The 9,920-nt window shown below is 59.5% G+C and carries 8 protein-coding genes and 2 tRNA genes; 4 read left to right on the top strand and 6 right to left on the bottom strand.

Annotated features, from left to right (window positions below):
- Positions 1 to 129 precede the first annotated feature (129 nt).
- Positions 130 to 558, bottom strand: a complete 429-nt coding sequence (locus H6A21_RS04090; protein ID WP_204560475.1) for an Hsp20/alpha crystallin family protein — start codon at positions 556 to 558, stop codon at positions 130 to 132.
- A 309-nt stretch (positions 559 to 867) separates the two neighbouring features.
- On the opposite strand from H6A21_RS04090, the gene H6A21_RS04085 reads away from it, so the two are divergent.
- Both H6A21_RS04085 and H6A21_RS04080 read left to right on the top strand, forming a co-directional pair.
- Positions 868 to 1,329 (top strand): hypothetical protein, encoded by a 462-nt coding sequence (locus H6A21_RS04085; protein ID WP_204560473.1) that lies wholly within the window; start codon positions 868 to 870, stop codon positions 1,327 to 1,329.
- Between the two features lie 47 nt (positions 1,330 to 1,376).
- Positions 1,377 to 2,615, top strand: coding sequence for a cysteine desulfurase family protein (locus H6A21_RS04080; RefSeq protein ID WP_204560472.1), 1,239 nt, complete (start codon positions 1,377 to 1,379; stop codon positions 2,613 to 2,615).
- 417 nt (positions 2,616 to 3,032) lie between these two features.
- On the opposite strand, the gene H6A21_RS04075 is transcribed toward H6A21_RS04080, so the two are convergent.
- On the bottom strand, positions 3,033 to 3,359 hold the full coding sequence (locus H6A21_RS04075) for a Spy0128 family protein (RefSeq protein ID WP_204560495.1): 327 nt from the start codon (positions 3,357 to 3,359) through the stop codon (positions 3,033 to 3,035).
- Positions 3,360 to 3,570: 211 nt separating this feature from the next.
- Entirely contained in the window at positions 3,571 to 5,265 is a 1,695-nt protein-coding gene (locus tag H6A21_RS04070) for a phospho-sugar mutase (RefSeq protein WP_204560470.1), read from the bottom strand.
- 1,947 nt (positions 5,266 to 7,212) lie between these two features.
- On the opposite strand from H6A21_RS04070, the gene H6A21_RS04065 reads away from it, so the two are divergent.
- On the top strand, positions 7,213 to 7,713 hold the full coding sequence (locus H6A21_RS04065) for a hypothetical protein (protein ID WP_204560469.1): 501 nt from the start codon (positions 7,213 to 7,215) through the stop codon (positions 7,711 to 7,713).
- 222 nt (positions 7,714 to 7,935) lie between these two features.
- Here H6A21_RS04065 and H6A21_RS04060 read toward each other — a convergent pair.
- Together H6A21_RS04060 and H6A21_RS04055 are read right to left on the bottom strand one after the other, a co-directional pair.
- Positions 7,936 to 8,011 (bottom strand) — tRNA-Ala (locus H6A21_RS04060).
- A gap of 62 nt (positions 8,012 to 8,073) precedes the next feature.
- Positions 8,074 to 8,150 (bottom strand) — tRNA-Ile (locus tag H6A21_RS04055).
- Positions 8,151 to 8,332: 182 nt separating this feature from the next.
- Between H6A21_RS04055 and H6A21_RS04050 the strand changes: the two genes are divergently transcribed.
- Positions 8,333 to 8,833, top strand: coding sequence for a bifunctional nuclease family protein (locus tag H6A21_RS04050; protein ID WP_204560467.1), 501 nt, complete (start codon positions 8,333 to 8,335; stop codon positions 8,831 to 8,833).
- A gap of 131 nt (positions 8,834 to 8,964) precedes the next feature.
- Here H6A21_RS04050 and H6A21_RS04045 read toward each other — a convergent pair whose 3' ends face one another.
- Positions 8,965 to 9,594 (bottom strand): helix-turn-helix transcriptional regulator, encoded by a 630-nt coding sequence (locus tag H6A21_RS04045; protein WP_342636058.1) that lies wholly within the window; start codon positions 9,592 to 9,594, stop codon positions 8,965 to 8,967.
- Positions 9,595 to 9,920 lie beyond the last annotated feature (326 nt).

Below are 9,920 nucleotides of genomic sequence, written 5' to 3'. Positions count from 1 at the left end.
GGGCGCGGCCGCGCCCCCTGTGGCACCAAACTACCCCGTCCCCGATGAGGACACAAAGGGGGCCGAAGCCGAAGCTCCGGTCCCCTGCCGAGTCTTTTTGCTGAGCCCTGTCAGCTATGCGTGCGAAGGCTAGTCGATGGCGATCTTCGTAACGTTGTTCTTCTCAACGATCTTCGGGACGTTCACGGTCAGGACGCCATCAGCGTAGCGAGCGGAAAGGCCCTCGGACGCGGCGTCCTTCAGATACACGCCGCGGGTCGCGCTGTAGGAGGTGAACTCCTTCTGCAGGTAGTTCTTGCCCTTGTCCTCCTCCTTGTCCTCGACCTTGACGGCGATGGACAGGCGACCCTCGTTGAGCTCGACGTCGATATCATCCTTGCTGACACCGGTGAGGTAGGCCTTGATCTCGTAGCCGTCACCCTTGTCCTCGACATCGATCGGGAACGCCTTGGTCGCGAGCGGCGCGTTGGCGAAATCCATCATGTCATCGAAGGCATCGAGCAGAGACGTCGCCGGACGAAGACCGAAAACCGAACGATAAGGAACCATGCTTGCCATATCAATCACTCCTTTAAGTGATGTCCGCGCTCCCCTTGGGACGCGTTGACTTCTTTGTTCGCTTCTAGTTATTCCCGCGTCCCCACGATGTATTCAACCCGATAGAGATTTTTTAAGCGTCACAATATCATCAAATCTAAGTCTAACTGACTAAGATATTTGAGGAGGACATGCCGGAGGCCCCTCAGCCCGCACTTGGACGGCGAAGGGTCAATGCATGCTCCGCATGAGCGTTTTCTTAATTCCTCGCCGGCGCGGCAACCGAACCGTACAATGAGGTCACGTACCGCATCTGTTCTGAGGCAGCACATGAGCGATCAGACCGGGGACCTCTTCCCCACCCCATACCCTGAGCAACATGGACCGGCAACACCGCCGGCGAGCCCCTCCCCCTCTCGACCTGCGTACCGTCACGAAACCAGACACATCACCCAGGAGCCCATCGACGATGTCGAGACGACGTACGTCACGCGCGAGCGCTATGTGACGCTCGACAAGCTGCAGAAGCCGAGGCGCGTCCATATGGGTGTGGCTGAAGGCGATCCGGAGTATCTGCCGCAGACGAAGGGCGGCAAGGACAAGCGTGGAGCCGCTGGTGGCGAAGGTGGCAAGCCGAGGCTTCACTACGATCGCTACCTCGAGCTTCCCAAACGGGGCAAGTCGATCTTCACCCGGCGCGAGCGGGCCCGCAAGCGCACGCGCCGTCTTATCGCCATCGTTGCGATCCTGGTAGTTATCGCGGTCGTCGTGTGGGTGTTCTTCCTCCGCTAACGCACGCGGCCTCGCCGTCTACATGAACAAAAGAGGTGCCTTGCATCATGTCCGATGAGTCCCAGCCCTACATCTATGCCGACAACGCCGCCACCACACCGCTCTCGCCTGCGGCGCTCCAGGCGATGATGCCCTACCTCACGACTGAGTTCGGCAACCCCGGCGGCATCCATCGCATCGCCAAGGCAGCTGCGCAGGCGCTTGAGGTTGCACGTGCAAAAATGGCGGAGCATCTCGGTGCGAACGCACATGAGCTGTATTTCACCAGCGGCGGCAGCGAATCTGACAACTGGGTCCTGCACGGGGCCGTCGAGCGCTATCGCGATCGATTCGGAACGACCGCACCGACCTGCATCATCACCAGCGTCATCGAGCACCACGCCATCCTGCACGCCTGCGACGCGCTTGAGCGCGACGGGGTACGCATCGTGCTGCTGCCCGTTGATGAGATGGGCCACGTGCGCGTCGATGACCTTGAGCGCGCCCTCGTCGATGCCCGTGAAGCCTCACATGCCGCGGGCATCGACGCGCCCGGCTGCGCGCTCGTGTCCATCATGCTTGCCAACAACGAGGTCGGGACCATCGAGGATATCCCCGCGCTCGCGGCGCGCGCCCACACCCACGGCGTGCCGATGCACACCGACGCCGTGCAGGCCGTCGGCCACATCCCCGTGGACGTGGATGCGCTGGGTGTCGACGCCCTCTCGCTTTCCGCCCATAAGTTCCACGGACCACGCGGCGTCGGTGCCCTCTACCTGCGCGAGAGCTTCTCCATCCCACCGTTTATCGAAGGTGGTGCACAGGAGCGCGGCATGCGCGCGGGAACGGAAAACGTCGCGGGCGCGATCGGTATGGAAGCTGCGCTGGCAGAAGCGCTGGATGGCCTCGATGACCGCCGCACCCGTGTCGCGCAGCTGCGCGACCGCCTTGTACAACATGTACTCGATACCTGTCCCGACGTTCGCTACACCGGGGATCCCGATTCCGGGTGGCGGCTCCCCTCCATCGCGTCGTTCGCGATTCGCGATGTCGACGGAGAGCTGCTCGTGGTCCTGCTCGACCGTGCCGGCGTGGCCGCCGCCACCGGATCGGCATGCTCCACGGGCTCTACCGACCCTTCGCATGTGGCCGTCGCCCTGGGCATCGATGACCCGGCATGGGCACGCGGAACCTTGCGCCTGTCACTTGCTGACGATGTATGCGATGCCGACATCGACGCTCTGTGTGAGCGCGTACCGCGCTGCATCAAGCGGGCTCGCCTGATGTCGGGGAGCTGTGCCGTCTAGCGCGGGGCACAAAACAAAAGACAAACCGCCGGCGCCTCGGTCACATGCATATCAGACGAATCCGCAAGTGACCGAGGCGCCGTCTTCTCTTCTGCTTAGACGCCACGAAACGTCATCTTCATCAGCATATAAAGGCAACAAGCTGTCTAGCGAAACACAAAAAGCCCGGCACCTGGGTCGGGTCGGTGCCGGGCCAAACCGGAGCCGGGGGTCGGGACCGGCTTCCGGATTACGCGGCCACGCCCCGGGTCGGGAGGGGACGGGCCGATCCGTGCGGGCAGGCGGATGATTGGGGCCGGCCCCGCATCGCCACGCATCGCGCGGTACTATGCAAAGCCCGCAGGGGGCGATGCATCAAGAGAAAGGAATCGTAGGAGCGGAGCCGGATTCAATCCGGCTCCGCTCAACGGACAGCCGCTAGCGGTTGGTACGACGGCGCAGATACAGGCCGGCCGCAATCAGGGCGACGGCCGCGATGCCGATACCGCCCACCGTGGCGAGCGTATAATCGCCCGTCTGCGGGATGCTCGAGGAGGGCTTGCCAGGCTTGGATGTGCCGGGCTCCTCCGGAATGAAAGGCTGCTGGTAGGTGTTGACGAACGTCGGGGCCTGACCGGAGCCGTCATAGGTGACGGTGGCCGTCAGCGTTCCGTCGCCGTTGTAGACGACCGTGACGACCGCGGTGTGGACCGCCGTGTCGTAGGTCACGCCGTCAAGGTCACCCGCAACCCATCGGCATCCCACGCTTCACAGCGTGCATCTCGGGCAGGCCCGACCCTCCATCAACCCTGCCATCTTGCCCCACCGCGGCGCCTGTATGACAAGCACCATGTCGCTTGCGCGCGCTCCATATAAATAAAAGGAGAGCGCTCGAAAGCACTCCCCTTTTTCACTAACGGTTTGGTCTGACTCGGTTCATGACGCAGTCGATGGCGTAATAAAGAACACCGGCCCTCTAGCTCAGAAGCTCACGACCGGCAGCCTCGATGGCATCAATCTGCGCGTCAGCGGCTGCAGCATCCTCACCCTTGGCAAAGATGTACAGCTTGATCTTGGGCTCGGTACCGGACGGGCGGACAATCGCTTTGTCGCCACCGGCAAGGTCGAACTCGATGACGTTCGCCTTGGGCAGGCCGTTCACGCCGGTCTCATAGTCCACAACGCCCTCGACCGCAGCGCCTGCGATCTCGGTCGGAGCGCTCTCGCGCAGACCAGCCATGATGCCGGACATCTTGGCAGCGCCGTCGGCACCCGGGTAGCTCAGCGAGATGGTCTTGTTGTGGTAGTAGCCGTACTTCTCGTACAGGGCACGCATGGCCTGGACCAGGTTGATGCCCTGCAGCTTGTAGTACTGAGCCATCTGGCAGATGAGCATGGAGGCGTTCACGGCGTCCTTGTCGCGCACGTGGTCGCCGGACAGGTAGCCGTAGCTCTCCTCGAAGCCGAAGATGAAGCGGTCGACCTCGCCCGCATCGGACAAGCTGGTGATGATGTCACCGATGTACTTGAAGCCGGTCAGGCAACGACGAAGCTCGAAGCCGTACTCCTCGGCGAGCGCATCGACCATGGCGGAGGACACGATCGTGGTCACCGCGACCTTGGTGGACAGGTCCTCGCCGCGCTCCGCGCGCATCTTGCAGATGTAGTCGAGCAGCAGCACGCCCATCTCGTTGCCGGTCAGCAGCGTGTAATCGTCGCCGTCGGCGCAGGCAACGCCCACGCGGTCGGCATCCGGATCGGTCGCGAGCAGCAGGTCGGGCTTGACCTCCTGGCACAGATCGATACCCTTCTGCATGGCCTCGCGGATCTCCGGATTCGGATACGGGCAGGTCGGGAAGTTTCCATCCGGGTCCTTCTGCTCGGGCACGATGGTGATGTCGGTGATGCCCACCTTGTTCAGGACGGTCGTGACCGGGATAAGACCCGTACCGTTGAGCGGAGTGTACACGAGCTTGAGCGGAGCCTCAGCAACCTGTTCGGGCGTGAGGTTGCTCACCGACTTGTCCACGACGGCGTCGTAGTAAGCGTCGAGCACGGAGTCGTCGATCCATTTGACGAGGCCCTTCTCGACAGCCTCATCGAAGTCCATGATCTTGATGTCGGTAAACGGGTTTGTAGCCTCCATAGCAGCGGAGATGGCAGCCGCAGCTTCGCTCGTGATCTGGCAGCCGTCGGGACCATAGGCCTTGTAGCCGTTATACGGCGCCGGGTTATGGCTCGCGGTCATGCAGATGCCGCCGGAGCACTTGAGATAACGGGTAGCCCAGGACAGGGTCGGAACCGGAGAGATCCTCGGGTACACATACGCAGTGATGCCGTTGGCAGCCAGGATCGAGGCGGTCGTCTTGACGAAGAGCTCGCCCTTGTTGCGGCTATCGCGTGCGATGGCAACCGTAGGATTCTCAAACGTCGCGTTCAGGTAGTTGGCGAAGCCCTGCGTCGCGCGGCCGACGGTGTAGATGTTCATACGGTTGGTGCCAGCGCCGATCGTGCCGCGCAGGCCAGCGGTGCCAAACGCCAAATCCTGGAAGAACGCGTCGGTGATGGCGTCCTCGTCGCCCGACTCCTTCATCTGCGTAAGCTCAGCGAGCAGTTCCTCGTCCTTGACATTGGCAATCCATGTGTCGAGGAGCTCATGTACATCTGCCATTGCGTGAACCTTTCCCTTGGCATGTATACATCGCGATAAAACTCCGTGCTGCGGAGTGGATTTGCACAACGTGCGCACCCACTCGCATCGTACCTCATGAGGGCAATGTTTTTGACATTTACCGCCCGACGGCCGATTTGGCCGGTGGGTGTGGCACGCCTGTAAACCTTTCGCGCATCTCTTTACTTTTCGGAAGGATGCAGCTCGCGATGGGAGCGCACGACTTGGCTCTCCCCCGCCCTTTTCCAACCCTCTCTCCATGACGGAGTGAGCCCTTCTCATGGCACGTTGCTCACCAATTCTCGCGGGCGCTGATACTGCGCCTTGATGCAGTTTCCTTTCCGATTCTCGTACCGCATCACACTGATAATGCGCCTGTCGTACATATCTATTTGATTCGGTCATATTCGGTATTCTTGGCGCAATCTTGTCTTGATGATATCGCTTAAAATACCTGTTGATTACCTATTGCAACTATATTGGTCTACACCTGATTCAATCTGGTCCAATAACAATTTGGTGCGATTTGATTGAGTCGTGTCACAGCATCATGGTTCAGATTGACGCCGAGGCGCAGATGGTGTGGACGACGGACTCGGCCCAAGCTCCAGAACAGGTCTCCCGCCTTCCTGTGACGGCAGCCCCGCAAAACCGATGTCGGCCACCTACTTGCATCTGACGGCACCAAAGCCCCTCGATACGACCGATCTCACACGCGTTGCTGTTTGCAGTCGTGCTCTAAGCACGAGATATGGTTCTAACCCGCGGGATCGATCCGGTCAGGAACTGTCTCTCTGGATTGGTACTTTATGTAACCCACCGCCCAAGCGTCCGCCGGCGATGCGCCACCGTGTAGCGTGCGGTGCGAACGCTTGCCCCAGGAAGCCTCGCCCACAGCTCTCGAGCGGACGCGGCGAGGCGAGCACCGGTCGTGAGACGCAATCAACCTCTCTTTGGATTCGCATAGACCCAATCCATGACGCGCATTGCCAACTCGGTCAGCGAGTTGGCACGCGGTTCGCATCCAACGCACCAGACGCAACCGCAATCCTTCTAAAGGATTGAACCGATTCGCTTTCACAGGATGCTTTTGAATTTGATGGACTGGGTCACTGGTGCACAAACAGATGCATCCGCCCCATTGAAGCGCGTCTGATTCACCTTTATGGAATCAGGTACCATCTGCACCAACTACTGTGCCTGCAACGCACCAGCAACGCGCCGTATAACCGATTCCGCTCGTGTTCCTTGGAGCGACCACAAGCAAAGCAAGTTGGACCTGTGCCGCTTGGCTCCTATCAATTCAATAATGCACGCGGTTCGATGCACCTATTTAGCTTTGGTGCAGGGTCCGCCCCATCACAAATCCCCATACGCGTGGTTTGACGCAGTCACAAGTGCAACCTCTTTAGGCTGAAGAAGACCAGACACCGCAGAAGACAACATCATCGAATTCGATAGACGACTACGTAGCCCTCATAACAACAGGAGAGTGACGCACTCTACACATTGAATGCCATATCGGAGCTTGACTCAATCCAATCGATTCATAAGAAGACAACCAATGCGGTCCCACACCAAACAGCCGCCGCATATATTTCATCCTCCTGCCCATCGATTCGACTCAGCCACCGCGTCAATTAAAACAAAGCGGTCTTATACCGATTCAGAAAGATGCAATGGTAGGTGCGTTCCGTCGGACGAACCAACTATCGCGCTACCGGGTCGGTGCATCGGCAGTGCACATTCAGTCAATTGCCCAATCATCACGTAACATGAATCAGTACGGTTCGTTTCCTCCGATTCAAATCATGAACAAGCCAGGTCTATTCCACGTGAATCGTTTTGGACGCACCACGTGGCGCAAAGGCCGTATAATCATTGAAGCGAACTGAATCATGCGATCGATTCGCATGATGCGATAGCCGATAGGGAAGGGGAGAAGCGATGCCGACCATCAAGGAGATTGCCGACGCCACGGGGCGCGGCAAATCGACCGTCATGCGAGCCGTCAAGGAGCTCGGCTTGCGCGAATCGGGTCACGCGAGCCCTGATGGCGCACGAGGAGCCCTTATCATCGATGCCGAGGGCGCATCCATGCTCGCGGACTACCTGACCAAAAACACCGAGTCGCGTCAATCAGGCGACGATACCCAAGGCAAAGAACAGCAGCCGCAGGTCGACATCGAAGCCATCGTGTCGGTCTACCGCGAGCGTATCGAGGATCTGAAGGCTCAAATCGAGGGACTGAACGCTCAGCTGAAGACGAAGGATGATCAGATCAAAGAACTCTCGTGCGCGCTCGAGAACGCCCAGAGCGCTGCCAAGGAGGCCCAAGACGAAACCCGTCGTTCGCACGATCGCGTCGTTTTGATGGCCAGTGCTGGCGTTTGGGAGCGTCTAACAGGATTTAAGGGCCTTCTTGGTCCCGGTGTGGACACTGAGTAGGACTATGCCTTCAAATGGCCGTATACGGCATTTGGTGAGGTCGTTTTTCGGGGTCCCGTGGACCCCGTTCTTATTGCGACGATGAGCGGCGACGATGGACGCGCCACGTGCCCACAAGGACGCAACCCAAGAAGTTCTACAGAAAGAAGGGGAGAGGCCATACCCAAAGGAACATATCTATCAAAAAGAAAAAACCTCGCAGGAGCGAGGTCATCAATCATATGGTGGAGGTTAGGGGGATCGAACCCCTGACCTCAGGCTTGCAAAGCCCGCGCTCTCCCAGCTGAGCTAAACCCCCGTTAGTAATAAACACCCCACCGGCGACTCGGCTCTCGGTGGGGTGTTTATTGCGAAAAGAAGTGGTGGACCTGACAAGATTCGAACTTGTGACCTCCCGGTTATCAGCCGGACGCTCTAACCAACTGAGCTACAGGTCCATCGCGCGAGGAATATATTAGCGCGCACCCGTCTTGAGAGTCAACAACTATTTTTAAAAAATTTTGAGGGCATGAAAAAAGGCAGCGGAGACCGAGACAACGTGCCGTTTTGGGTACTATTACAGACCGGTAAGAGCCGGATAGGATTTCGGCAAAACCACGACGCCATAGGAGGTGCCATAATGATTCGCGTTGATATCGAGACCATTATTATGGCCGCCGGCCCCGTTCCCTCTGCCATCGTGCTGCGCGAGCGCGGTGCTGAGGGGTCTTCGGACGCTCCTCTGCGGGCGCTCTCCATTCAGACGGGCTCTTACGAGGCCGCGGCGGTCAGCCGCGGTATCGAGGGCTCAGAGGGCGCACGTCCCATCACGCACGACCTGATGCTCGACGTAATCAAAAAGCTCGGCGGAAAGCTCGAGCGCATCGAGATCAACCGCGTGGACGTTCCGGTGTTCTACGCATCCGTCGTGCTCGAGAACAACGGTGGGGAAGAGCGGCATGTCGATGCGCGCCCGAGCGACGCGCTGGCACTCGCCGTCCGCACCAATGCGCCCATCTTTGTCGAGGATGACGTCATGAACCGTGCCGGCAGCATCTCGTATCGAACGGAAGACGATAAGGAGAAGGAGCTCGAACGCTTCGATGAGTTCGCCCGCTCCGTCACTCCCGACGACTTCTAACGTGCCCGGAACACCCGGCAGCACTGCGCCCCGTTTCGCATGAACACCATGCGAAACGGGGCGCTCTCATTCATCTGATGATTTAATCAATATCGAATCGCTGGCGCGGTATGTGGTCGAGCGTGCCGCGCTTATCCAAACAGCCTATCGATGGCACCTGAGACGAGAAAGCCGACAAACGCCCCGATTGCCAGGGCGATAAGCGTCCAGCCGACCGTACGGACGGCTTTCATCCACGAAGGGATGGCGCGCTCGCGGCGGCCGCGCTCGGTATCGCGATCGATGGACTCTCCGCGCCAGTACGCAAGGATCTCCTTATAGGTGATCAGGTCATGGCGCTTCTTGATGCGGTCGATCCAAACGGCCGCGAACATCGATATGCCCCAGAGCAACACCGCGACGACTATGGTCGGAAGCGCGTGATCGAGCGGCCAATCCCAGACAGCCACTTGGAAGGTGAACCAGCCGCCGGCGATGACTGTGAGCGCCATGAACGCAAGCATCACGTACGCCAACCGCTTCATGGTCCGGACATCTGAATCGATCACTTTCGTCATGGTCGCCACATCCTCCTTGATTAGGCTGTCAACGGTTACGCCGAAGATCTCGGAGAGCAGCAGGAGGCTCTGAACGTCAGGGTAGGTCTTGTCGTTTTCCCACGAGCTGATCGTCTGGCGCGAAACGTACACGCGCGCCGCCAAATCGTCCTGGGACATGCCCGCCTCGGTGCGGTGCGCCCTGATGTGGTTCCCGATCTCCACGGCCCCCTCCTTCCAGATCTTCGGCCAACCAGGTTCAACCCGCAGCATTCCATGACGGGGCGCATCGTACCATCAAAAGCCCCCGACATCGGATGCGAATCGGTGCGACCGACTCGTCAAAAGGTCTTGACGCACCCGTGACCTGCAGTGATTCGGTCATACATCAGCCGTGGTGCAGCCGTTGTCTCCATCGGGGACGGGGCAGTTTGAGGACACCCTGCGCCCATCCGGGCGCAGGGTGTCCTCAAACTGCCCCGTCCCCGATGGAGACAAAGCAGGGCCGGAACCCGAATGGGATTCCGGCCCTGTCAAGCTCAGCGAGAGGG

Origin of the sequence: Collinsella tanakaei (assembly GCF_016902615.1) — a bacterium.
GTDB classification, from domain to species: Bacteria; Actinomycetota; Coriobacteriia; order Coriobacteriales; family Coriobacteriaceae; genus Collinsella; species Collinsella tanakaei_A.
The sequence above is the reverse complement of the archived record's forward strand: the minus strand, read 5'-3'. Positions and strand labels throughout refer to the sequence as shown.

Coding starts and splice junctions, on each gene's coding strand:
- H6A21_RS04070 (WP_204560470.1), bottom strand. CDS start 5,265: ATGGCAGATGTACATGAGCTCCTCGACACATGGATTGCCAATGTCAAG.
- H6A21_RS04065 (WP_204560469.1), top strand. CDS start 7,213: ATGCCGACCATCAAGGAGATTGCCGACGCCACGGGGCGCGGCAAATCG.
- H6A21_RS04080 (WP_204560472.1), top strand. CDS start 1,377: ATGTCCGATGAGTCCCAGCCCTACATCTATGCCGACAACGCCGCCACC.
- H6A21_RS04090 (WP_204560475.1), bottom strand. CDS start 558: ATGGCAAGCATGGTTCCTTATCGTTCGGTTTTCGGTCTTCGTCCGGCG.
- H6A21_RS04050 (WP_204560467.1), top strand. CDS start 8,333: ATGATTCGCGTTGATATCGAGACCATTATTATGGCCGCCGGCCCCGTT.
- H6A21_RS04085 (WP_204560473.1), top strand. CDS start 868: ATGAGCGATCAGACCGGGGACCTCTTCCCCACCCCATACCCTGAGCAA.